Consider the following 23,768-nt stretch of genomic DNA (forward strand, 5'->3'; position numbering starts at 1 on the left):
GTATTTTCGGCCTTGTTGTATTGTTATTAAACTGTATTGGCAATAAATGAATGTGATATACCTCCTATCCAGGCTAGAAATTCTTTTTCATCATAGACGGTGGCTGCGCGAATGCGGAGCCATGTTGGTTTCTTATCTTTCAAAAAAGGCAAAAAAAGCCCTTGGGCTGTCACCCAACCGAAATTCATCTCCCCCTTACCGTTGGGCTACGCCCTTCACACGCTTGAAGAGGGAGACTTCTTTCGGAAGTACGTTAAAAACTGCCAAATTCGGCAGTTCAACTGTTTCCTAATTAATGAACAAAAATCCAGCCTTATAGAATACTACCCCAGCCTCCCCATCAATTTCTCCTCCACGAAATAACTATCATCCAAACCAAGCCGCTTAGCTATCCGCATCACATAAGGCTGTTCCAAACCGGCGTGTTTCAGTACCGGTTCATTCGAAAAGACATTTCTTGGGTCGCCATCCAACAACACCTGACCTTGGTTAAAAACAACAATCCGTTCAAACACTTCGGCTGCAAAGTCCATGTCATGCAGAATACAAATAACCAGCTTCCCGGCACGCCTTAACTCCTCGATGATATGCTTGATCTTTTCCTTTCCAGCGTAATCCTGTCCCATCGTTGGTTCATCAAAAATAAGCACATCCGTGTTCATCGAGAGAATCGAAGCGATAGAAATCATTTTTCGTTCTGATAAATTTAAGTCGTATGGGTTCTTTTCCTTATATTCGTCCAATCCGACTTTCTGCAGTGCGTTTATTGCATTTGCCTCTGCATCCCCTTCTCTCTGACCAACATTAAGCGCGCCGAACTTGACTTCCTCAATTACTTTGTTTTTAAATATTTGGTCATTCGGATTTTGAAACACCATGCCAATCTGCTTAGCGATTCCCGCTGCAGTGGATTCGGTAATGTTTTTTCCATCAAGTAAAATTTTCCCTTTTGTCGGGTTGAGCAATCCTTTGAGTAATTTTACAAACGTCGTCTTCCCTGCTCCGTTTTGCCCGATAATCCCCGTCGACAAATCCTTAAACGTTAAATCAATACCCTTTAATACCTCGATATCTTCTATATAACTATAATGAAGATCCATCACCTTTAACTCCGACTTTGATCGTTTTTCATCTGTACCCGATCGATTTTGGACGCCGATCGATCGACTTTCCTCTGCTCCTGATCGACTTTGCGTTTGGCACACATTACTTCCCGACCTATTTTCCTTTATGATGGCTTTTTGTCCAGCGTGTTTTTCCATTTCTTTAGCCAGTTCCCCTTGTACTTCCTCTATCGTAACCGGATAATGACCTGTTTCCGGATTTTTTATCCCAAGTTTTTTCGCCATCCTGGTAATAACAGGGGGAGTAACACCATAATTAAATAAATCTTCCAAAGAAAAAATAGCTGCAGGGCTATCATAAGCAATTCGTTTTCCGTCATCAAGGAGCAGCACTTTATCGGCATATTGTGCGACTTTTTCCATTTTATGCTCTGCCATAATAATGGTAATTCCTTCTCTTGTCAGATTCTCCACAACCTTAAAAACCTCTTCAGAACTCTGAGGATCCAATTGGGATGTCGGTTCATCAAGAATGATCACTTCCGGTTTCATTACGATCACACTGGCAATCGCCACCCGTTGCATTTGCCCACCGGAAAGCTCAAATGGATTCTTTTCCCTTAGATCACTAATATTTAACAAGGTCAGACTTTCTTCAATCCGATCGATCATCTCCTTCCTTTCCAGCCCAATATTTTCAAGCCCAAACGCAATCTCATCGAACACGTTGAATTTTGCACCGCTAATTTGGGAAAACGGGTTTTCAAACACGAGACCTACCTTGCTAACAATATCAGGCATACCGTGTTGCTTAACTTCCATTCCATCAAGCATTACTTTTCCGCCGTATGCCCCCTTGAAAAAATGTGGGACAAGCCCGGACAAAGCAAAACAAAGTGTCGATTTACCGGCCGTATTCCGTCCGATTAGTCCAATAAATTCACCCTTTTCAATTGTGAATGACACGTTATCAAGCACCAATTTTTCTGTATCCGGATATTTATATTTCAGCCCTTTTACCTCGATCATACTCATAAGCAAATCCTCCAAACGATCGCCCCGACAAAAACAACATACAAAAACAACTGAATGATCCCCTGATGGCGATAATCCTTCTTTGCATGAAGAAATGTCTTGTTCTGTTTTGTATTAAATCCACGCATTTCCAGAGCAATTGCCCGTTCACGTGTATCATTCAGCGAATTAAGCACAACTGGTCCAATTAATGGAAAAAAGGCTCTCATTCTTACAAATAGATTACCTTCTGTCTCCATCCCCCGAGAACGCTGGGCATCGGTTATTTTTCCCATTGTAGCTTGCATTTGCGGGATAATTTGTAAAACAGATAACAGTACATAGCCAATTTTTGGTGACATCCCTTTTTTCATCAGCCGTTCCATCAGTTCATCAGGCTTTGTCGTCAAGATTAATACGCCAAATGAACTTAGCATATTTATTACGCGAAGTGTAATTAGCAGTGCATACGATAACCCCTCTTGATAAAAAGCAAATCCGCCCAGTGAAAATAGAACCGTTTTATTATCAGGATGAAACGCACCTTGAACGATAATGATCGATACAATCAAGATTATGCCGATAGCAATAATTGGCAATATTTTTCTAAAGACCTTGCCAATGATTAGCAAAAGTACACTAATCGCGGTGACGGCAAAAACGAAAGTATGAATTGGCAGGATATACGTAACCGCAATGCTGACAATAACATAAAGCAGTTTTGTAAGCGGATCGATATCGTGCATGAGCGATTTTTTGTCTACATATAATGTCATCGACTTCATGTTATCAACCTCTTATCACTAAGTTAGAATCAATGCACCGTCGGATTTGATATTCCAACTGCAGAATGATTGGGTATCTGTTCAGCGACTTTCAGACTATGTTCAGGCGATTATTCCAGTATTTCAGCAACTTCCGGGTTTGGTTCAGCGACTTTATGCCAAACTTCAGCAACTTTTCAAGAAGCTTCAGCATCTTTAGAGTTAGACTTCTATCGGCGAAGCTTCATTTTGCTAACGACCAATTCACCTAAAGCTCTTTTATTTCATTATCACTGCGATAAATATTCGTAAGTGTTTTCGGCAATCCTTTAAAGAGCAGGAAGCTGATGATAACCGTAACAACTTTATCCGGCACATCGACAACAATACTATCAGCAAATGATGCTATCCACACAGGCATATCCTTGGAGACGAGAAATGCATAAAATGCGTCTCCCCATACATTTCCGGTTTGTCCACCCCAGAAAATAATATTTAGTGGCGTCGAAATGGTCGCTGCGGCAAATCCTACGACAAACCCGATAACGATTGCCTTTTTGACATTGGCAATCCAGCCTTTATACGCCATAACTCCGACAATCAAACCAATTGCACCGCTTGTGATTGCGTAAACTGTTGAAATGGGATCAACTGTTATACCGTAAATAATATTATTAATAATACCTGATGCAGCTCCAATCACTGGTCCTGCCAGCATACTGGATAATACAGTGCCAATCGAATCAAGCCAAAGTGGCAACTTTAACAACCCGGCAAATAATTTTCCAAGATAGTTTATCCCAATTGCCGCAGGTATCAAAACAATCGCAGCAGTTGATAATTTAAATGACCACATACTTTCCTTACTCATGTTTCTCCCCCTTTATATGGATTTGATGTTTCGGTAACTGCAGACTTCCTAAAACAATATATGCTTTCGTTGGACCAGTTAATTCATCAGTCCTGCTCACTCCAATCATTATTGTTTGATCGACATTTTCTGCAATCCCTTGTGAATACTATCACATAAGTGGAAGTGACCACCTCTCAAACCTGTAATCGATATTCATATGTCTTGTCACCTATATTTACATATAATCAAATAAAAAGCAACAGAATATTGTTTTCTATTAAACTTATTATCTACCTAATATAGCTGGGGGAAGTCATAGCAAATATATACTCCCAATATTTTCTTGCAGGAGTTTATATATTTACGTCGAATATTATACTATTAGAATATTTTTATCGTTTTGTAACAAGGAGGATCTATCTATGAAAGTAAATTTAGTAACTCAAATATTTATCGCTTTTGTTGCGGCGATCATTCTCGGGGTTATTTTCGGTAACTCCATTGATGTGATTGCACCCCTTGGTGATTTATTTCTACGCTTAATTAAGTTCATTATTGCCCCGCTTATCCTCGCAACACTTGTCGTAGGTGTTTCCAGCAGTGGTGATCCGAAACAGCTCGGGCGTATGGGAGCAAAAACAATTATTTACTATCTGCTGACTACCGCTTTAGCCATTATCATTGGCTTAGCAGTTGCATTTGCATTTTCACCTGGAAAAGGACTTGATATTTCAGCAGGGAATACAGAAATGGCAAAAGAAGCTGCTGCACAAGAACCACCGGGAACAATCGAAACATTGTTAAATATCGTACCGGAAAATCCATTCAGCGCTTTAGCTGAAGCTAATATATTACAAATTATCTTTTTTGCCTTATTCATCGGATTGGCCATCACGCTTGTAGGTGAGAAGGCACAACCTATTTATCGCTTTTTTGATGGATTTGCCGAAATTATGTATAAAATCACCGGAATCATCATGAAGTTTGCACCAATCGGAGTACTGGGGCTAGTCGCACCAGTTGTTGGTGAGTATGGACTATCCGTTTTACTGCCATTGATCAAGGTCATTCTTGCTGTTCTAGTCGCCTGCATTATTCACGCAGCTCTTGTCTACTCATCAGCCGTTAAATTGTACGGAAAGATGAGTCCGCTAACCTTTTTTAAAGGAATTTCACCTGCTGCAATCGTTGCCTTTAGTACAGCAAGCAGTGCGGGGACATTGCCGGTGACAATCAAAAATGCACAGGAAAATTTAGGGGTATCGAACAGAATTAGCAGTTTTGTTCTACCGCTTGGTGCTACAATAAACATGGATGGAACCGCGATTTATCAAGGTGTGTCGGTTATCTTTATCGCCCAATTTTATGACCTGAATCTGTCGTTCGTTCAATTACTAACGGTCGTGTTAACAACTGTATTGGCATCCATTGGGACAGCTGGTGTTCCAGGTGCTGGTCTCATTATGCTGACTATGGTACTTACTTCCATTGGACTACCGCTGGAAGGAATCGCCTTAATTGCTGGTATTGATCGGATCCTTGATATGCTCAGAACCTCTGTCAACATTGTCGGCGATGCATCAGCAGCTGTTGTAGTAGCAGGATCAGAAAAAGAGCTTAGGCATCAAAATTAATTATAGATAACCTAAATATTAGAGATAATCCTAGTGAAGTCGCCACATCATTGGGAACATGACCATAGATGTGGTGCTTTTTTGTATTCATGAATAAGCGAGTGACGCCCGTGTTCCTTGATCGACTTTGTCCTAAGCTCGATCGATTCCCGGCCAATCGTACAAATAAGCGTGCGATTCCGACCTGTTAAGGTGAATACCGAGGTCGAGCGTGTGGCTCTTTCATATAAGCTACCTTAATTCACCAGATTGAACATTCACTTTCAGGAAATACTACGAATAAGAGGTGATTGATATGGCGAAAAAGCATTTGGAGCAATTTAAAGGGCAAGTTATGAAAGCAAAGGGATACAAAGTAAATAGCCATAATCCTAACGATGTAAAATACGAAGTTGCAAATGAGCAAGGAGTTCCGCTAAAAAAAGGATATAATGGAAAACTTACGTCCGAACAAGCAGGGAAAGTCGGTGGCCCCATTGGTGGTAATATGGTTAAGGAAATGGTGAGAATGGCTCAAGAGCAAATGAAGCGAAACTAAATTTATGCTGGTCGCTCATTTGAGGACCAGCGAAAATCATTCATTCTCCTTCCGTATATCCTTGGGGTCCGTATCGCTATACACACTAGTACCGTGTCCACCTGTCGTTTTTGCGAGCCACGCTTTTACCTCATTGTATGACATACCGGATTGTGCATTTTTTCGTTTTACTTCATCAATGTCTGTTCCTACAACGGTGTATTTTTTATTGTTTTCCATATAAGCACCTCGTTTGTTTACCCTTACCTTTTCCGAAAAGGTTATCGATCATGCAAAAAAAGAAACCCTTTTTTTAAAAGAGTTCCCACAACAAAAGCTAACTACGATTAAAATCAACCTGCTCATCAATTTCAAGTTTAACCAACGTTTCACTCGGTTTCGTCTCCGCTATGATCTGTCCATTTCTTACAGCGTAACGGACAGTCGCTTGCTTACGGATCGTGTCATATTCATTGTCGGCATCAAGTACGATTAAATTAGCTTTTTTCCCTGGCTCGATACCATAATTATTAGTCATGTGCATTGTCCGCGCACTATTTTTTGTAATCAAATCAATACTATTAACAATTTGCTCATACCCCATTAATTGTGCAGCATGAATCCCCATATGAAGCACCTGCAGCATGTTGCCTGTTCCAAGCGGATACCACGGATCAAAAATATCATCATGACCAAAGCAAACATTCATTCCTGACTCAAGCAATTCTTTGACACGTGTCAATCCTCTACGTTTAGGGTACGTATCAAATCTCCCTTGTAAATGGATATTGACAAGTGGATTGGCAATAAAATTGATGTCCGACAGCTTTAATAGACGGAAAAGCTTTTGTGTGTAAGCATTATTATACGACCCCATCGCTGTTGTATGACTGGCCGTTACCCGATTCCCCAGGTCCCGCTGATAAGCCTCGTTTGCCACCACTTCCACAAAACGGGACTGTTCATCATCAATTTCATCACAATGGATGTCTACAAGCCGATCGTATTTTTCAGCCAAATCAAAGGCGATTTTAAGCGATTCGACACCATATTCCCGAGTAAATTCATAATGTGGAATACCACCAACCGCATCAGCACCCATCTTCAGGGCCTCTTCTAGCAACTCAGCCCCATTTTGATACGATAGGATACCCTCTTGTGGAAAGGCAACAATCTGTAAATCAAGATACTCCGCTATCTCTTCCTTTACTTCCAACATCGCTTGTAATGCCGTTAATGCTGGATCTGTAACATCAACATGTGTACGTACATGCTGAATCCCTTGGGCAATTTGCCATTTTAGAGCTTGTTTCGCCCTTGTTTTAACATCTTCTTTTGTCACCGTTTTTTTCCGTTCCGACCAGCGCTCAATCCCTTCAAATAACGTTCCGCTCTGATTCCATTCCGGTTCGCCAGCTGTCAGGGTAGTATCTAAATGAATATGTGGCTCGATGAACGGGGGCAGCACAAGTGAACCATTCACATCGATAACCTGCTCCCCCTCCGTTGCCACCTCATCTTTTGTAACATCGGTAATGGTTTTCCCATTTACTACAATATTCCATTTTCCTTCTTTTCCTCGTAATGTCGCTTGTTTAATAATCATTCAATGCCCCACCTTTTCCAACTGTTTCATGACAACATCTTTTTCCGTAAATTGATTAACTATTTTTGTACCGATAACATGGATAATAGCAGATCCAATTAAAGCATTGATCGGCGGAATGCCTGGTACCAAGTTAGCGATCGCAACACCTGCAGCCCAAGCGAACAACGCCACCCAGTTAACTGATTTGAAGCATGCATCCTCTAATTTCGCATAATTACCCCGATGAAGGATGAAAAAGTCAGCCATAATAATTGCTCCAATCGATGGTAATGCCGAGCCCAGAATTGTCAGCCAATCAACAAAATTATTGTACAGCCACATTGCAGCAAGTGTCCCAATAATTCCATTAAAAATCACTACTTTGTTTTTAGGCAGTTTCGTAATATTGGATAGTCCTAGACCTGATGCGTAAAGGGCATTATCATTAGTTGTCCAAATGTTCAGGCCAAGAACAATTACTGCCGGAATGATCAAACCCTGGATAAACATTACCTCAGAGATGTCTGATTGGCCTGTCGCAATGGAACCAACTGCCCCGAAAATAAACATTAGTGTGTTTCCTATAAAGAAAGCAATTAACGTAGTTATAACTGCTGAACGTTTCGTACGGGCAAAACGGGTAAAATCCGGTGTAAGGGTACCGGCACTAATGAACGATCCGATACAGATAGTGAGTGCGGCTGCCAATCCGATAGCTTCTTTCGGCTGATAGGTAAGCAATTCACCCATCCCGCCGAGCATGTCGATCGCTTGAAAAACGGAAAAACCACCTAATACTGTAATCAATGGTACCGCAATGAAGCTGATGATTGCTAGTGCTTTCATGCCGAAAAACGCTGTAGCCGTCATCAAAATACCCGCAATCCCGATTAATACATACGTATCGATTCCCGTAGCTTTGTGAACTGGAACTGCAAACATGGCAGCCCCAACACCAAACCAGCCAATTTGCGTAAACGAAAGCAGCAGTGATGATAAATAAGAGCCCTTTTCCCCAAAAGCATAACGGGCGAGCAAATGTGTGGATAACCCGGTTTTTGCCGCAATATAAGCAAGTGAGCCAGTATAAGCCCCAAGAATCAGATTACCAGCCATGACAATTGTCATAAACTGCATAAATGAAAGTCCTTGGCCAAGCGTTCCACCAGACCACATGCTGGCTGAGAAAAATGTTAGTCCAAGCATAACGACAAGCATTTTCCAAAATCCATTTCGATGTGTCTTCGGTACTGCTGTTAACGCAAACTCTGAATCCATCTTTTTCATATCAATTTCCTCCTGTAACAGGGGCGTTTTGAACTTGGCAAACTGTAAAAAGTCTGTATGAATAAAAACATGTAAAATCTCAGTTTGCCTTAATCTTAAACCCTGTATGATGTGAAACTGATACCAAATCGGGTTGGTGCAGCATTTAAGTAAGTAATACGGAAAGCTGAACACAAAAAAGCAGGCTTCCTGCCGTGTTCCGACAAGAAGCCTGCTTTTATAGGCATCAGCCACCTATACTTTTAGGGGACAATGCACCCTTTTTGTGTACATCAGACCCATAATGTTGCATTCCGCTTCCCTTGTCAGCCTCACGGGACTGAATTAAAGGTACCAGTATTTAATTAGTTATAGTATTGCAGATGCCATTTATTTTGTCAATGGAAAAACTAGGATGCCTAGGAACGCCCTGAATATTCCGTGACCTGCACGCCGTAGTAAATTATCAACGACTTTGCTTAGATAACCTATTCTTTAATAACTACTCTTAATAACCCGAAAATTCCTCCGCACGAATATTATCCTCATTAGCGCCAGCCTCAACCAGCATTTTGTGCATTGCTTGAACCATCCCGGCAGGTCCCGCTAGGTAATAAATCGGTGTACTGATATCCGAAACATGTCGTTTTAACATTTCAGCGTCAATATGGCCGCTTTCTCCGATCCATTCGTCGGAATCCGTTTCCGTCATGACGGGCACAAAGTTGAAATTTGGATTTTTCTCAGCCAGTTCCTTTAAATCAGACTGGAATGGTGCATCTTCCGGGGTTTTATTGGAAAACAGCAATGTCATATCATGTGACGTTTTTTGATAAGTAGCCTCAGCAATCATGCTTCGGATCGGAGTAATACCGATGCCTCCAATCAGAAAAACAGCTGGTGTGGATTCTGTTTTGTGCAATGTAAAATTACCATGGGGTGCATCAAATTTCACTTCACTGCCCACAGGCAAATCCTTCAGCACCCGTTTAAAAGCGGAATCACGTAAACGAGTTGCTGTAACCAATTCATTTTCACTCGGTGCATATACAAACGAAAATGCTCTAGTGTTTCCTTCTTCATCCGTCTCACTTGGATCAATTAAGGTAAAATCACCAAATTGTCCTGCTTTAAATTCAAAGCCATCTGGTTTTTCCCAATGAAACGCCATGGTCTCGTTCGCTATTATTTCCTTTTTCAACAATTTAATCGTATAGCTTGCCATGCTATCCAACTCCCTTTTATATAATTAAAATCCCCATAATATATTGTTTAGCGGGGACTTGTACATGACGAAACACTTATTTACTTCCGAGTTTATTTTATTATTACCCTAATTATACCAAAAATAATCGAAATTGAACGTAACCGTGCTCGCAAAGAGGTGGAAAGGTTCTTTGCCCCTTATAGTAAGGAGCTGGGAAAAAGAGCCTTCCACCTTGTTCCATCCCTTTATTTGCATTATTGATAATTTACAATAGCTGGGGCCGGATCAAGCTTCAACACATCTTCTGGTGAAAGGAGTGGTTCATCTTTCTTGTAAAAGAGCTTAAATCCACCATATTGAATTGGTTCATCCCGCACCAGTTTCCCATATGCACTCATTTTTACCGTTGATTCACCAAACCCATCATAATTTAGCGGTACTTCAACATGTTCTGTCGGTTTGATTTGTTCTTTATTCGTAACAATACCATTACCAAATTGATGGACAAGCACCATCTTATCTGTCAAATTATTTTTTTCGACTAGTTTGTCAACATATTCGACTGCCTCCTGGATTTCCGTCCCATCGACATGTCCCAAGTCTTCACCAGGAATCTCACCCTCTTCAACACTATATTCCGTGTCAATAGCTAAATGAACATGGGGCAATTTTAAATAGGACTCAACTTCCCTCACCTCACGCATAACTGGTGCCTGCCCCAGCTGAATATCTAAAATTAATAAGGCTCCGTTATTTTCGGCAAGTTTTGCATACTGATCAATTACCTCTGTATCTGGCTTGGTAATATATAAGCCATCCGACCCAGGTGTGCGTTGTGCAACGGTAGCAATTAGTTCAATTGCCGGGATGGCAGGGCGTTCGGGATCGGCCTTTGAATAAGCCTCTGTCTGCTTCTTTAGTCTGTCCATCATTTCATCAGGAGAATATTCTCCAAGAAACCCCATATTCTCCGATTTTGGTGTACCATAAAAGGCGACTACCCGATTGTTTTTTAACGGCCCATTACTGAAATCCTTTTTCCCTTTTAATAAGGTCTGACCGAGTGGAACCGTTCTTTTGCTGTCTTCCCCATGCGCTTCAGCAGCAGGCATCTGTGTTTTTGTATCGGATGAATAATTGTCCTCTAATGATCTGGCATCCTTTGGCGGCTCAATCGGTTCAAAGGGTTTCATCGCCGGTATTGCTTCCTTATCGTTTTTTTGTTGCGGATCTTTCTTTGTCTTCTGACTGTCAGTTGATTGATCCGTTTTTGATGCATGATCTTGTTCAGCATGGTCACCCTTATTTGACATTGTTGTCGTGCTGCATGCTGTAAGTAGTATAACTCCAACGATGATTAGGGGGATGGCCATACATTTAAGCATATTTTCACTTCCTTTTAAGGCAAATACTGGTTGGGAAAATTGTCGAACTCATGATTCTTATGTATAAAATACCCCAGTTCATTATTTTTAAACCGGGATACCATTCCTTACGTATGCGATAGGACAAATTCTGCTTTCCCGGCAATTTCATATTCCTTTATACCGTGGGGTAAAATAAAATGATTGCCTTTTACGAGGTTATAAGCCTTCCCATCAATTTTCATTGTAGCACTGCCATTGATAACACTTACCTGTAAAAAGTCCTGATCCTGATTCCGAACTGTCTCTCCATTCAACATCCAATGATAAACACTGAAGTACTTCTCTTCTACCAGCTTTTTCACAGTCAAATCCCCAAGTGTTTCTTCCTGTTGCCGGGGAACTGCTTGTTGATACGGAACAGTAATAACTTCTTTTGCTCGTTCCAAATGTAATTCTCGCTTGTGACCATCTGCTCCAACCCGATCATAATCATAAACGCGATACGTAATATCCGAACTCTGCTGGGTTTCCAGAATGACGATTCCCTTACCGATCGCATGTATCGTACCACTTGGAACATAGATGAAATCACCAGCCTTAACGCTGACATGCTTCAGCAGCTTGTCCCACTCCCCATTGTTCATCCGTGATGCTAATTCTTCCTTTGATTTGGCATGGTGTCCCAAAACAATTTCAGCTCCCGGCTCTGCATGAAGTACATACCAGCATTCCGTTTTTCCGTATGGCTGGTCTTCCACTTCCCGGGCAAATTGATCGTCGGGGTGCACCTGTACCGACAAATCATCGTCAGCATCCAGAATTTTAACCAATAACGGAAATGCTTCCTTGTTATCTTCACGTTTATTGAATAGTTCTCCATGCTCCTTCCAAGCGTCCGCCAGCGTTTTCCCTGCAAGCGGGCCATTAGTAATCATACTTGGACCATTATCATGTGCGGAAATCACCCAGGCTTCTCCAGTTTTATCACTAGGAATTTCATAACCATATAATGTTGAAAGTTTACTTCCTCCCCAAATACGTTCCTGTAATACAGGCTTTAAAAATATCGGCTCTTGATACATCTTTTTCCCTCCATTGATTAGAGTACAAGGACAGACTCTTTCTTTCAGCAGCAGGTAATCTCCCTTTCTTGTTGACAGATGCCCGTCCCTGTACCCCATGGTATAATAAGAATATCTTGCAAAAAGTTAGGAGAATCGTTTTTGAATACCCCATTATATATGTTACATCAATTAGATGATATTCCAAACAACTCGCTTCCAAACAGCTACCGATTTCGCCTGTTTCGACAAAAAAATGATAGTGAAACATGGGCAAAAATCGTGACGGCAACAGGTGAATTTCCGGATGAAAACAAAGCAATAGAACGTTTTAACAATGAATTCAAACCCCATCCAAACGAAGTGCCCAAGCGGATAATCTTTCTGGAAACCTCTGATGGACATGCTGCAGGTACTGCTACGGCTTGGTTTGGGGGGAATGGAATAAAGAAACGATTGGGCGTTTACATTGGGTTGAAATCACACCAGAGTTTCAAGGTAAAAAACTCGGGAGACCGTTAATAGCTGAAGCAATGAAGCTTCTCTCCCAATATCACCGGCAGGCCTATTTGAAAACACAAGAAAGCAGTCTGGCTGCCATTCATATTTACAATCAATTTGGCTTCAAACCAGTTTGTACTACAAACGAGCAGCAAACTGCCTGGGATCGTGTTTTTCATTCATTAAAAAAGAGAGTGTAACGACTCCCTTTTTCGGATTATCCCTGGCCAAATTCCAGTCTATTTCTCGATCATTTTCGAGTATCTCTCGATCGTTTTCAGACGTCTATTGACCGACTTTTAGCGTCCCTCGATCATCTCTCCAGTTGCTATCGATCGATTATTTTTCACACCTCTCAATTACTGAATCGTAACGATGTGCCCTGTCGAGAGACGACCTCCCACAGGGCTTTCAATAAGACTTATTCGGTAAATCACTCCTTTTCTTTCCCAGTCAAATCCTTTAATTTTATCCCGTTTTCTTTACAATATTTTATCATAGCTCCTACCTTATGCCGTTACCTTTTAGATGAACTTGACATTCGCCCACAATGGCGAATGTCTTAGTGAATCTTATACTTTGGAGTGAATCGTATGCCTGCTTTCAATATAGCGTAATTTTCGCTCTTTCCCGTTAATAAGGATTGATTGTGTAATATGGTTTCTATGCTCTGTCCTGATGCCATTCAAAAGCAGATTATCGGTAACACCCGTAGCAGTAAAGACGCAATCATCCGAGCTAATGAGCTGCTGATGATTCAATACAAGCTTCGTTTCGGGTAAGCCCATCTGCAAACATCGCTCTATTTCTTCGTCATTTCGTGGCTTGAGTCTAGCCTGCATTTCTCCACCAAGACATTTAACAGCGACGGCACCAAGAACACCCTCGGGCGCCCCACCGATCCCAATAAACATATCGACATCAGCATTTTCCATACAAGTTGCCGTTGCATAAATCACATCACCGTCATGGAAGAGGTGTACTTTTGCACCCGCCGCTCTGATCGTCTCAATATATTCCTGATGTCTTGGTCGATCCTGAATGTAGATATTTAATTCTTTCATTTTCTTCCCATTAGCCTGCGCTACCGCTTTCATGTTATCGAGGAGCGGCAATTCAATATTAACTTTCCCCCTCGCCTTTGGACCGACAACCAGCTTTTCCATATACATATCCGGTGCATGAAGCAACGTTCCTTTTGGTGCTGCAGCTATGACAGTAATCGCATTACGCTGCCCATTTACCGTTGGAGTTGTGCCCTCAATTGGATCAACCGCAATATCAACTTCAGGACCATTACCCAGTCCCAATTTTTCCCCGATAAACAGCATAGGAGCCTCATCAATTTCCCCTTCCCCTATCACAACCGTTCCATTCATGTTCATCTGATTAAACGTATCACGCATGACATTTGTCGCTGCACCATCAGCAGCGATTTTGTCCCCACTGCCAATCCATGGCAAAGCAGCAATTGCAGCTGATTCCGTTACGTTTAAAAAATCTAATAGCAATGACTGCATTAGATCATTCCCCCTAGTCAACAGCATTGATTACTTGCTACACCTTCCTGAAAGTTTCCGCTCCTAAATTCTTTTTCCTTTTCGTTAATTTTATCTACTTTACGTTTTGATCCTTCCGCCCATTCCACATTCAAATATGCTTCCACAACCTTTTTCGCTACTTCAACACCGATAATTTGCGCACCCATTGTTACTATTTGAGCATTATTACTCAACTGTGCTCTTTCAGCAGAGTACGTATCATGACATGTTGCTGCACGGATACCAGGATATTTGTTGGCAGCGATTGCAACACCAAGTCCAGTGCCACAGATCAAAATGCCACGTTCGAGTTTACCTTCACTAATCGCTTGTGATACCTCAAATGCGACATCAGGATAATCAACTGTTTCACAGGAATGACAGCCATAATCAACTATTTCATGATCGGTATTTTCTTCTATAAATTTTTTGATCCCTTCTTTTAGTTCGTACCCGTTATGATCCGCTCCAATAGCGATTTTCATGGTGAAAACCCCTTTCAATGTATAAATCATTTTATCGACTAATTTCATTTTACATTCCAAAAAAAGAATCAGAACTATACTCTGATTCCTGTTATTTGTATTTAATTTGCGAAATTCTTTAAAATAACTAACTTACTTTTCTTGAATAGTCTTCAATAAACTCCAAAAAGGTAGCTAAAATGTAATAAGCAGAGGTTGCACCCGGATCCTGGACACCAATTGACCTTTCACCTAGCCTGCTTGAGCGCCCCTTCCTCGATGCAAGATCCTTCGTTGCATGCATTCCTTCTTTTGCTGCAGTTACTGCTTCATGAAATAGTTGCAAAAAATCCTGTGTCCCATCATATTTGTTCTTTATAACGTTTACAAACGGGTCGAGTGTATCAACCATGGTTTTATCTCCTACCTTAGCCTTTCCCCGTTCCTTTACTCCATTTCCGAAGGCAACCCAGAAATACGCTAAATCTTCACCATTTAGCACTACCTTATTCTTAATTATTTTAGCTCCTCTCATGAAGCCCGTTGCGTATAGCGGACCTACGGAAGAACCGACAGCATTTAAGAATGTTTTCCCTACAGCAATACTAATTTTGCCGCAGTCCTCCTCGTCGACCAGATCATTATCAAGTTTAGCTTTTACTGCCTGCCAGCCAATTGACATGGTGACTCCATGATCTCCATCACCCAATTTACGATCAAGCTCACAAAGGTAATCCTTTTCTGCTTCGATCATGTCAATCACCTTTTTGAAATATGCTTTAAATTCTCTTGCTGTCAATTCCATTTTTTTAATCCTCCTTATTTCTGAACAAACATTGGACAATCAACAGGATGGTGAACGGCTTTTTTCAATTCATCATCTAATTTCATTAAGGTTACCGAACATCCTCCCATTTCTAGCGATGTAATGTAATCCCCCACATAAGAGCGATAAATAGTAATCCCAAGTTCATTTAACAGTTGTTCAACCCTGCGATAAACGATATATAATTCCATTCTGGGGATTGATCCTAAGCCATTCACGAGAACCGCCACATCGTCACCATTATTTATTTCAATATCTGCCAAAATATCACGTACAAGACGCTCGGCAACACGATCTGCTGACTCCAGTTTTCCTTTTTCAATACCCGGTTCACCATGATGGCCTAACCCAATCTCCATCTCATCTTCACCGATCTCAAAGCTTGGTTCACCAGTTTGTGGCAAGGAACAAGGAGTAAGGCCAACACCCATGGAACGTGTATTTTCGTTTGCTTTTTCCGCCATTCGTACGACATCATTTAGGCCATATCCGAAATCAGCTGCAGCGCCGGCCGCTTTATAGACAAAGAATTCACCAGCAATACCACGACGTTTCTCTTTTTCCGCTTTTAGAGCAGATGCGACATCATCAGTCACCAAAGCCATTCCTACCTCTATGTCTTCTTCTAAATCTGCCATCTCAGCTGCCATGCCGAAATTCATGACATCACCAGCATAGTTACCATATAAATAAACAACGCCGGCTCCTTTATCGATAGCTTTGGTAACCTCCAAAATTGGATCCGGGGAGGGGGAGGCAAAGATATTCCCTACCGCTACACCATCTGCCATCCCTGCACCTACATATCCCATAAAAGCAGGTTCATGTCCAGAACCCCCGCCAATAAGGATACCAACTTTTCTATCTTTGTTTGCCTTTTTCGTCACAAGAGACCGTTTATTCGTTGGCAGTTGACTTATATAATCAGGGTGTGCCATGACATACCCTTCTATCATTTCCTCTACAACATCTACCGGACTATTTATCAGTTTTTTCATTACATTCAGCTCCCTTTGCCTCTAATGCATATTTTCATATTTTAACGAAGAGTATTAAAACTATATCATTATTATTCTATCAATCGAATGAATTTCATAAGTCGAAAGTGAAAATATAGCCAAGAACAATCTGAACATGTGCTAATTCATCGATTTCCACTCAAGCGCGCGCTTATGGTTTTACCATTTGTTAATTTAATACACCAACCTTGCTGATTGGAACGGAAGCCGTCGATTCCCGCGGGAATAGCAATGTTTTTTGTGATTATAGTAAAGCGGAAAGAGCCTGAGTCTTGAGACATCAAAGTGAGCGTATATTAAGGTAGGCCGACTAAAAACGGCCTTTGCAGCCAACGTTAATTCTACTCCAATGCTGCTTCCCTTTCATCAATATCATCAAGCGTTTTTGCGTTATTCGGTAGTTTAACCCAAACCATCATAATGGTGCTGGCAAAATACAGACCGCTCAAAATCCAGGTGACACCGACCGCACCGACAAGGCCATAGAATACAGTCACGATGGCAGGACCAACAAAAACACAAAGTCCGGCGCCCAGATTCAGAATCGACATGGCTGCACCTTTTTCTTCTTTGACAAGGGAAGGTACCAACGCGGAAATCGGCACATAACCTGCCAGGCAGGCACCCCATAAAATACCCACGATCGTCATGACAGTTAGGTTACCACCGATGATTTGCGGTGTATAATAGAGCAATAGTGTAAACACTCCGCAACCAACACCGCCAACCCACATAATCGTATTACGCCAACCTAACCTGTCGCCAACAACACCAAAAATCAAATTAAAGACGATATTGGAAAGGAAGATTGCACTCCAGATTCCCAGCCAGGTTGTCGTCGGAATGCCATATGCTGCCAGGTATGTCGGCAAAAATACCGGAAAAGCATATTGCGCAGCTTGGTTGATAACACGAACGATACCTGCAACCCCTACTTTCGGTTCCCTAACGACAATCGTTATCCCACGGGCCAGCTCCTTGATCTGATCAACACCTTTGGCAGTGGACACCTTTTCCAGTTTGTCACGGTTAACAACCAATGCAAAAAATGCACCAAGCAGTACCCAAAAAATAGATGACCATAATGTATTAATATAGCCAAGATGCGTGACGGCCCATGCCGAAAAGCCGGCTCCAAGAACATTCATACCACCTGAGAAAACAAACCAAAACCAGCCAACCGCCTTACCGAGACGTTTTTGTGGCGTCCGATATGTAATCCAGACCAAAAAACCATAAGCAAACAGTGGATAACCAATTCCACGCAACATGTAAGTCGGAAGCATGATCATATAATCTAGATTGCTAACCCCGAATCCGACAAATGCTGAATGTCCAACAACATAGGAAATCAAGCCCCAAAGCATGACTTTTCTAGCCCCGAACATGTCAATCAATACACCGGAAAACCAGGAAGCAATCGCAATCATAATCCCATATCCGGTAACTAATGCAGAAGCATGCGTCACTGATAACCCTTGATCGACAAGATAAGGTGAAATAAAGGCTAATTCAAGCCCATCCCCCATCATAAAAATAAGAACGCCTAAAAATCCCCAAGAAATTTTACTGGTAATGCCGATTCTATCCAGAAAATTTTCACTATTTAACATGAAGTTTCCCTCCCCTTTAAATAAGATGTTCGGAGGGGGATAAAGCATTTCCCCTCCGCGATTCTACTAGATTAAGGCTCTAAAACAATTTTCAGAGACTTATCACCCTTTTTCATTAACTCAAAACCATTTTCAAATTCCTCAAGGGGAAGTTTGTGAGTGACAACACCTTCCGTTGGCAAGGTTCCATCTGTAATACCATCTATTACAGTTGGATAGCAATACGGCCCCAAGTGTGATCCTAAAAGGTCCAATTCTTTCCGATCACTGATAATACTCCAGTCAACCGTTACCGGATCTCCAAACACACTGAATTCGACAAAACGCCCTAACTTACGAATCATCGACAAACCTTGTTCAACTGATTTTGGATTGCCGGTCGCTTCAATATAAACATCACAGCCATATCCATCTGTCATTTCTTTAATTTCTTTTTCCACATCCACCTTACCAGGGTTTAAAACGAGATCCGCCCCGAATTTCTTAGCCAATTCCAATCGATCGTCTTTCATATCCAGGACAACTATCTTCTTCGGATTCTTTCTTCTCAATGCGGCTACCATCCCCAAGCCAAGTGTGCCTGCGCCGGATAATACAACGACATCATCAAGCTTGGCATCTGCTCGCTCAACAGCGTGCATACTGCAGGCATAAGGTTCTATTAAAATAGCTTTCTCTAATGGAAGCTCTTCCGGAACTTTATAGTTAATCCCTTCTTTTGTAAATTTCATGTATTCGGCCATTCCACCATTTACATTATTTTGGAACCCGTACAGATCATGTTTTTCACACATCCAGTATTCGCCTCTGTTGCAAAAACGACAATTCTCACATGGTACAATTTGTTCTGAAATAACCCGATCGCCAATTTCAAAATCCTTTACCGCGTCCCCTTTTTGAACAATCCTGCCAATAAATTCGTGGCCCGGTATCATCGGTGCTTTAATATAAGGAGGCTGTTTCTCATCTCCCCAGAAACTCGGGGCACCACCGTATGCTTTGAGATCTCCGGCACATATACCGCAGCCTTCCACTTTTATGATAATTTCCTGATCATTCTTCAGTTCTGGTGTATTTACTTCCTCATATCTGTAATCACCTGGTGCGTATGCAACAACAGCTTGCATTGTTTCGGGAATTTCCCGTGTTTGCATTTCCTTTTCTCCCAGTGTCTGTTTCAATTTTTAATCTCCCCTTCTGTAATTTTAATCTTACCTACGGACCTTCACCTGCAAAACATAATCGTAAGCGATAACATTTCGACTTAACTAGGGTGTTTTTGAAATCGCTATCAATTCTTGTTAACATTTTATCATTTGTTTTCATTTTGTCAATATTATTTTTTATTTCTTTTATAACTTATTAATTTGATGCAGTTTTCAATTGATTATATAAATAAATTAGTAAAAATATTGATAAATACCATCAGATGAAATACTATTATCTATAGTACAGAAAATAATAAGGGTGAAGAATCATGAAAATGTTTGCCAGTGAAAGGCGAGATAACATTATCCAGTTTTTACAGAAGCAGAAACGGGCCACTGTAAAGGAATTGGCATCACAAATAGGAGTTTCCGAGGCTACCTTGCGTACAGATCTGAACAGAATGGAAACGGATGGTCTTTTAACAAGAACACACGGCGGAGCAGTTTTAAATACGGAGGAAGAAAACGACACGAGCTTCTCCGTCCGTGAAAAGAAAAATAAACAAGAAAAGATACAAATTGCAAAAAAAGCCTACGAAATGATTGAAGAAAAACAATGTATCTTACTGGATGCCAGTTCAACAGCATTGGAATTGGCACGTTATATAAAAAGTAAGCCAATGCGTTTAACCGTTGTAACAAGTGGATTGCAATCAGCTTTAGAACTCAATAACAATCCGGATATCACAGTAATTCTGATTGGGGGAATGCTTACAAAAGGATCCTCTTCAATCGAGGGTACACTTGGATTAAGTATTCTGGATTACTTAACAATTGATATGATGTTTACATCGTCAAATGGATTTTCAATCGAAAGCGGGCTAACCGATTTTAATTTATATGAGGTTCAACTAAAAAAGGAAATTGTTAAAAAAGCAAAAAAAGTAGTTGCTCTAATTGATTCATCAAAAATTGAAAAAAACTCCAGCGCTGTTTTTGCTACTTTAGATCAAATTGATAAGTTGATTACCGATAAGCCAATCGATCATAACTTGTCCGAAAAAATTTTAATCAATGATATTAAGATTGTTGTTAGCAGTTAGATGTTCCCTACATCAATTTAGGTCTTAGCAGAAGAACCAGATTAGAAACAACTCCTCTTTGTTATTTATTTTCATTTGTCATCACCATGTTGCCTATGGTGCTAGTAAGGCAGGAATAATCGGCATGACTAGAGTACTTGCTTACGAATGGGCCGAATATAAGATAAAAGTAAATGCAATCTCCCCCACCGTTGTTCTGACTGAGTTAGGAAAAAAGGCTTGGACAGGCGAAAAAGTGGAAAAAGCAAAGCAGGAAATCCCGCTGAAACGATTTGGGTTTCCAGAAGAGGTGGCAGCCATTGCTTTATTCCTTGCAAGTGATGCAACAAATTTAATTACAGGTGAAAACATGGTGATGGATGGTGGGAATACAATTAAATAACGATTTTTTCCTGCCTCGTTTAAAGTAGATGGAAACAGAACGTTAGCTTCAATATTTTTGGAGCTAACGTTTATTTATATGAAATAAACTTAAATATTTTTAACCATCCTCCATATTTATAATCCACAGTAAAAATCTCCATCTATATTCCAGCTAGATGGAGATGTAAAACTCATTACTTCTTGTATTAAGGAACAATTTCTGGTTCATGCGTTTTTAATTTAATATACTTTCAAATTAACGAAATACTTTCATCTCTATCGTATTCTTTTTAATTTCTTCCCGATTAACATCAAAGCCAATACCAGGTCTATCAGGAACGTGTAATTGACCATTTTCAACTACCACTTCCGGTTCAATGATATCCTTATCCCAATATCGTGAAGAAGAGGCTGTATCCCCTGGAAGCTTAAAGTTTGATAAAGTTGTAATGGCCATATTATGTGCGCGGCCTATTCCGGATTCAAGCATTCCTCCACACCAAAGCGGTATATTCTCCTTCTCGCAAAGGTCATGAATTTTTTTTGCCTGCGTAAGGCCCCCTACCCTGCCTACCTTCATATTAATGATTTTACAGCTTCCTAATTCAATTGCTTGTCTGGCATCTTCATAAGAATGAATACTTTCGTCAAGGCAAATTGGCGTTTTGATTTGTTTTTGCAATTTAGCATGATCAATTAAGTCCCCCGCTGTCAGAGGCTGTTCAATCATCATTAAATTAAATTGATCCATTGCTTTTAATGTATCGATATCTTTTAATGTATAGGCAGAGTTTGCGTCTGCCATTAATGGGATGTCAGGAAAATTATTACGTATCTGCTGCAGTACATTTATGTCCTTACCTGGCTTTATTTTCACCTTGATTCGCCTGTAACCTTCATCCGTTTTTTGTTGAATCGATTTCAGAAGGTCATCCACATTGTCTTCAATTCCAAGGCTGATCCCGACTTCAACCGTTGACTTTACTCCACCCAGTGCTTTAGAAAGGGGTTCTCCTTTCGACTTAGCGTATAAGTCCCAGATTGCGGCCTCTAGTGTTGACTTAGCCATATTATTGCGTTTATACATATTAAATTTTTCTTGTAATTCATCTGGATGTTGAATTTCCTTTTTAAGAACCATAGGAATAAGGAATTCTTCTAACATATGCCAACTGGATTGTGTAAATTCTTCACTATATAAAGGGCGCTCTGAAGTTACACATTCTCCCCAGCCAGAGATACCTTCTTCATTTTTGGCCTCTACTAATAAGAACAATCGATCTTGTTCCGTTCCAAAACTCGTTGTAAAAGGGTTTCTCATTTTCATTTGAACTTTATACAATATAATCTCGTTAACTTTCATTTGACTTAACTCCTTTCTTTAAATCGGTCCCCATCCAATCAAAACAGCAATTGTTAGATACACCGCACCGATTGCAAACCAAATCAGCACCAATGGAAAAATATACTTAATCCATTTCGTCCAAGGTATACCTGCTATCGCTAAGTTTGCCATCAAAATACCAGAGATTGGGGTGATTACGTTGGTAAACCCATCCCCCATTTTATATGCTTGAACTGCTACTTGACGAGTGATTTCCATAATATCAGCAAGTGGCGTCATAATTGGCATAACAATAACTGCCTGTCCACTACCTGAAGAAACGATCAAATTAAAGATCCCATTTGCTATTAACATTACGATCGCACCCAACACACTTGAAAATGGTTCCATTACCGCTGCCATGCCTTGAACAACAGTATCTAGAATTTGTCCATTCTCTAAGACAACAACTATGGATCTTGCCATACCTATAATTAATGCACCATATACAAGCCCTTTACAACCGTTGAAAAATACCTCAACTAATTTATTTGGTGTTATTTTAGCGATAACGGCTGTTCCAATTGCAATAACAATAAACATGGCAGCCATTTCGTTCAAAGACCATTCAAATAGGAAAACACCAAATATATAAATACCAATCCCAACTGCTAACCAGGTAATTACAAGTTTATGGATACCAGTTAATTCATTAGTTGCATTTTCAACGCTTTTTTCATCATACTTTGGGAATCTATTGTTACCTAACACACTTTTTTCCGGATTTTTCTTTACTTTATTTGCATACCACCAAATATATAAAATTGTCGCGACAAGTACTGTGATATAAATTAGGATCCGAAACCCAATTCCCGAAAACAATGGAACTTGAGCTATTTGTTGCGCCATTCCAGTTGTCAAAGGATCAAGAAAAGCTGTATTAAAACCTGCATATGCTCCTAAATAAATAATGGACACACCTACTACAGCATCAAGCTTCATGGAGCGAGCCAAAATGATGCCAATTGGAATAAATGCTATAACCGCATTAACGATAATCCCTAATGCGCCGAATATAGAGAATAGTGTACATACAATAATTATCAATAAATATTCTTTGTTCTTCGTTTTATTAATCGTCTTCATAATCAAAGCATCTATGGCACCAGTATGTTCAATTACAGCAAATGCTCCTCCAATTATTAAAACAAGGAAAATTAAGCCTGCTGAATCGATCATACCTTGTTGAATCGCCCGAAAGATTTCAATAAAACTTGAAGGTTGCTGGTCAATATTGTGATAGCTGTCAGGTATCACGGTTGTGATGCCATCGGTTGTTTCTCTTTCAAAACTACCTGCCGGAATAAAGTAAGTAGCAGCTGCAGCAAGAATTAAAATAGCAAATAATATAACATATGCATCCGGCAAACCTAGTTTCCTCTTTCTCTTTTTTGGCGTTCCTTGATCCTCACTCATGGTTTCCCCTCCTGTAAAAGAATTCTAAACATTAACAAGTTGCGTTTAATTATAA

General features: G+C 40.5%; 22 protein-coding genes and 1 pseudogene. 6 read left to right on the forward strand and 17 right to left on the reverse strand.

Going from position 1 to position 23,768, the window contains the following annotated elements:
* Positions 1–323 precede the first annotated feature (323 nt).
* The 3 genes from IEX12_RS10710 to IEX12_RS10720 all read right to left on the reverse strand — a co-directional run bounded on the left by IEX12_RS10710 (position 324) and on the right by IEX12_RS10720 (position 3,713).
* A complete protein-coding gene (locus IEX12_RS10710; RefSeq protein ID WP_088052735.1) occupies positions 324–2,099 on the reverse strand; it encodes an ABC transporter ATP-binding protein in 1,776 nt (591 codons plus the stop codon).
* Positions 2,096–2,863 carry an energy-coupling factor transporter transmembrane component T family protein gene (locus IEX12_RS10715; RefSeq protein ID WP_088052734.1) on the reverse strand — a complete coding sequence of 256 codons (768 nt, stop codon included), beginning with the start codon at positions 2,861–2,863 and terminating at the stop codon, positions 2,096–2,098. The genes IEX12_RS10710 and IEX12_RS10715 overlap by 4 nt, the downstream gene beginning before the upstream one ends.
* A 247-nt stretch (positions 2,864–3,110) precedes the next feature.
* The gene (locus tag IEX12_RS10720) at positions 3,111–3,713 is read right to left on the reverse strand and encodes an ECF transporter S component (protein WP_088052733.1); all 603 of its coding nucleotides are present in this window, start codon (positions 3,711–3,713) and stop codon (positions 3,111–3,113) included.
* 404 nt (positions 3,714–4,117) lie between these two features.
* Between IEX12_RS10720 and IEX12_RS10725 the strand changes: the two genes are divergently transcribed.
* Positions 4,118–5,329, forward strand: a complete 1,212-nt coding sequence (locus tag IEX12_RS10725; RefSeq protein ID WP_088052732.1) for a dicarboxylate/amino acid:cation symporter — start codon at positions 4,118–4,120, stop codon at positions 5,327–5,329.
* Between the two features lie 295 nt (positions 5,330–5,624).
* Positions 5,625–5,867, forward strand: a complete 243-nt coding sequence (locus IEX12_RS10730; RefSeq protein WP_088052731.1) for an alpha/beta-type small acid-soluble spore protein — start codon at positions 5,625–5,627, stop codon at positions 5,865–5,867.
* A 36-nt stretch (positions 5,868–5,903) separates the two neighbouring features.
* Here IEX12_RS10730 and IEX12_RS10735 read toward each other — a convergent pair whose 3' ends face one another.
* The 6 genes from IEX12_RS10735 to manA form a co-directional block, all read right to left on the reverse strand.
* Positions 5,904–6,086, reverse strand: coding sequence for a gamma-type small acid-soluble spore protein (locus IEX12_RS10735; protein ID WP_088052730.1), 183 nt, complete (start codon positions 6,084–6,086; stop codon positions 5,904–5,906).
* Between the two features lie 97 nt (positions 6,087–6,183).
* Positions 6,184–7,452, reverse strand: coding sequence for a cytosine deaminase (locus IEX12_RS10740; RefSeq protein WP_088052729.1), 1,269 nt, complete (start codon positions 7,450–7,452; stop codon positions 6,184–6,186).
* Entirely contained in the window at positions 7,453–8,721 is a 1,269-nt protein-coding gene (gene codB, locus IEX12_RS10745) for a cytosine permease (protein WP_088052728.1), read from the reverse strand.
* 487 nt (positions 8,722–9,208) lie between these two features.
* Positions 9,209–9,925, reverse strand: coding sequence for an FAD-dependent oxidoreductase (locus IEX12_RS10750; RefSeq protein ID WP_088052727.1), 717 nt, complete (start codon positions 9,923–9,925; stop codon positions 9,209–9,211).
* Positions 9,926–10,161: 236 nt separating this feature from the next.
* A complete protein-coding gene (locus tag IEX12_RS10755; RefSeq protein WP_102414787.1) occupies positions 10,162–11,292 on the reverse strand; it encodes a hypothetical protein in 1,131 nt (376 codons plus the stop codon).
* A gap of 107 nt (positions 11,293–11,399) precedes the next feature.
* A complete protein-coding gene (gene manA, locus IEX12_RS10760; RefSeq protein WP_102414786.1) occupies positions 11,400–12,356 on the reverse strand; it encodes a mannose-6-phosphate isomerase, class I in 957 nt (318 codons plus the stop codon).
* Positions 12,357–12,497: 141 nt separating this feature from the next.
* On the opposite strand from manA, the gene IEX12_RS10765 reads away from it, so the two are divergent.
* Positions 12,498–12,857: a hypothetical protein gene (locus IEX12_RS10765; protein ID WP_140392754.1), complete on the forward strand. Its 360-nt coding sequence runs from the start codon at positions 12,498–12,500 to the stop codon at positions 12,855–12,857.
* Complete coding sequence (locus tag IEX12_RS23830) at positions 12,761–13,036, forward strand: GNAT family N-acetyltransferase (protein ID WP_088052724.1); 276 nt, start codon at positions 12,761–12,763, stop codon at positions 13,034–13,036. The genes IEX12_RS10765 and IEX12_RS23830 overlap by 97 nt, the downstream gene beginning before the upstream one ends.
* A gap of 372 nt (positions 13,037–13,408) precedes the next feature.
* Here IEX12_RS23830 and glpX read toward each other — a convergent pair whose 3' ends face one another.
* From glpX to IEX12_RS10800, 6 genes are all read right to left on the reverse strand, one after another.
* A complete protein-coding gene (glpX, locus tag IEX12_RS10775) occupies positions 13,409–14,356 on the reverse strand; it encodes a class II fructose-bisphosphatase (RefSeq protein ID WP_088052723.1) in 948 nt (315 codons plus the stop codon).
* A 17-nt stretch (positions 14,357–14,373) separates the two neighbouring features.
* Positions 14,374–14,862 (reverse strand): ribose 5-phosphate isomerase B, encoded by a 489-nt coding sequence (rpiB, locus tag IEX12_RS10780; protein WP_188725134.1) that lies wholly within the window; start codon positions 14,860–14,862, stop codon positions 14,374–14,376.
* 127 nt (positions 14,863–14,989) lie between these two features.
* Positions 14,990–15,646, reverse strand: coding sequence for a dihydroxyacetone kinase subunit DhaL (gene dhaL / locus IEX12_RS10785; protein ID WP_102414783.1), 657 nt, complete (start codon positions 15,644–15,646; stop codon positions 14,990–14,992).
* Between the two features lie 14 nt (positions 15,647–15,660).
* Positions 15,661–16,665, reverse strand: coding sequence for a dihydroxyacetone kinase subunit DhaK (locus IEX12_RS10790; protein WP_188725135.1), 1,005 nt, complete (start codon positions 16,663–16,665; stop codon positions 15,661–15,663).
* Between the two features lie 362 nt (positions 16,666–17,027).
* The gene (locus IEX12_RS10795) at positions 17,028–18,299 is read right to left on the reverse strand and encodes an MFS transporter (RefSeq protein ID WP_088052719.1); all 1,272 of its coding nucleotides are present in this window, start codon (positions 18,297–18,299) and stop codon (positions 17,028–17,030) included.
* Positions 18,300–18,370: 71 nt separating this feature from the next.
* The gene (locus tag IEX12_RS10800; RefSeq protein WP_088053548.1) at positions 18,371–19,453 is read right to left on the reverse strand and encodes an MDR/zinc-dependent alcohol dehydrogenase-like family protein; all 1,083 of its coding nucleotides are present in this window, start codon (positions 19,451–19,453) and stop codon (positions 18,371–18,373) included.
* Between the two features lie 323 nt (positions 19,454–19,776).
* On the opposite strand from IEX12_RS10800, the gene IEX12_RS10805 reads away from it, so the two are divergent.
* Both IEX12_RS10805 and IEX12_RS10810 read left to right on the forward strand, forming a co-directional pair.
* On the forward strand, positions 19,777–20,550 hold the full coding sequence (locus IEX12_RS10805; protein WP_188725136.1) for a DeoR/GlpR family DNA-binding transcription regulator: 774 nt from the start codon (positions 19,777–19,779) through the stop codon (positions 20,548–20,550).
* Positions 20,551–20,587: 37 nt separating this feature from the next.
* Positions 20,588–20,932 (forward strand): annotated as a pseudogene (locus tag IEX12_RS10810) (SDR family oxidoreductase); the annotation flags it as partial.
* 237 nt (positions 20,933–21,169) lie between these two features.
* Here IEX12_RS10810 and menC read toward each other — a convergent pair.
* Entirely contained in the window at positions 21,170–22,276 is a 1,107-nt protein-coding gene (gene menC, locus IEX12_RS10815; RefSeq protein WP_088052717.1) for an o-succinylbenzoate synthase, read from the reverse strand.
* Positions 22,277–22,294: 18 nt separating this feature from the next.
* On the reverse strand, positions 22,295–23,713 hold the full coding sequence (locus IEX12_RS10820; RefSeq protein WP_088052716.1) for a YfcC family protein: 1,419 nt from the start codon (positions 23,711–23,713) through the stop codon (positions 22,295–22,297).
* Between the last annotated feature and the right edge of the window lie 55 nt (positions 23,714–23,768).

The organism is Lentibacillus populi, from assembly GCA_014642895.1.
In the GTDB taxonomy this organism is placed as follows: Bacteria; Bacillota; Bacilli; order Bacillales; family Amphibacillaceae; genus Lentibacillus_C; species Lentibacillus_C populi.

Bases quoted from the DNA above. Each gene is read 5' to 3' on its own strand.
- IEX12_RS10710 (WP_088052735.1), bottom strand. From the start codon at position 2,099: ATGAGTATGATCGAGGTAAAAGGGCTGAAATATAAATATCCGGATACA.
- IEX12_RS10715 (WP_088052734.1), bottom strand. From the start codon at position 2,863: ATGAAGTCGATGACATTATATGTAGACAAAAAATCGCTCATGCACGAT.
- IEX12_RS10720 (WP_088052733.1), bottom strand. From the start codon at position 3,713: ATGAGTAAGGAAAGTATGTGGTCATTTAAATTATCAACTGCTGCGATT.
- IEX12_RS10725 (WP_088052732.1), top strand. From the start codon at position 4,118: ATGAAAGTAAATTTAGTAACTCAAATATTTATCGCTTTTGTTGCGGCG.
- IEX12_RS10730 (WP_088052731.1), top strand. From the start codon at position 5,625: ATGGCGAAAAAGCATTTGGAGCAATTTAAAGGGCAAGTTATGAAAGCA.
- IEX12_RS10735 (WP_088052730.1), bottom strand. From the start codon at position 6,086: ATGGAAAACAATAAAAAATACACCGTTGTAGGAACAGACATTGATGAA.
- IEX12_RS10740 (WP_088052729.1), bottom strand. From the start codon at position 7,452: ATGATTATTAAACAAGCGACATTACGAGGAAAAGAAGGAAAATGGAAT.
- codB (WP_088052728.1), bottom strand. From the start codon at position 8,721: ATGAAAAAGATGGATTCAGAGTTTGCGTTAACAGCAGTACCGAAGACA.
- IEX12_RS10750 (WP_088052727.1), bottom strand. From the start codon at position 9,925: ATGGCAAGCTATACGATTAAATTGTTGAAAAAGGAAATAATAGCGAAC.
- IEX12_RS10755 (WP_102414787.1), bottom strand. From the start codon at position 11,292: ATGCTTAAATGTATGGCCATCCCCCTAATCATCGTTGGAGTTATACTA.
- manA (WP_102414786.1), bottom strand. From the start codon at position 12,356: ATGTATCAAGAGCCGATATTTTTAAAGCCTGTATTACAGGAACGTATT.
- glpX (WP_088052723.1), bottom strand. From the start codon at position 14,356: ATGCAGTCATTGCTATTAGATTTTTTAAACGTAACGGAATCAGCTGCA.
- rpiB (WP_188725134.1), bottom strand. From the start codon at position 14,862: ATGAAAATCGCTATTGGAGCGGATCATAACGGGTACGAACTAAAAGAA.
- dhaL (WP_102414783.1), bottom strand. From the start codon at position 15,646: ATGGAATTGACAGCAAGAGAATTTAAAGCATATTTCAAAAAGGTGATT.
- IEX12_RS10790 (WP_188725135.1), bottom strand. From the start codon at position 16,665: ATGAAAAAACTGATAAATAGTCCGGTAGATGTTGTAGAGGAAATGATA.
- IEX12_RS10795 (WP_088052719.1), bottom strand. From the start codon at position 18,299: ATGTTAAATAGTGAAAATTTTCTGGATAGAATCGGCATTACCAGTAAA.
- IEX12_RS10800 (WP_088053548.1), bottom strand. From the start codon at position 19,453: ATGCAAACACGGGAAATTCCCGAAACAATGCAAGCTGTTGTTGCATAC.
- IEX12_RS10805 (WP_188725136.1), top strand. From the start codon at position 19,777: ATGAAAATGTTTGCCAGTGAAAGGCGAGATAACATTATCCAGTTTTTA.
- menC (WP_088052717.1), bottom strand. From the start codon at position 22,276: ATGAAAGTTAACGAGATTATATTGTATAAAGTTCAAATGAAAATGAGA.
- IEX12_RS10820 (WP_088052716.1), bottom strand. From the start codon at position 23,713: ATGAGTGAGGATCAAGGAACGCCAAAAAAGAGAAAGAGGAAACTAGGT.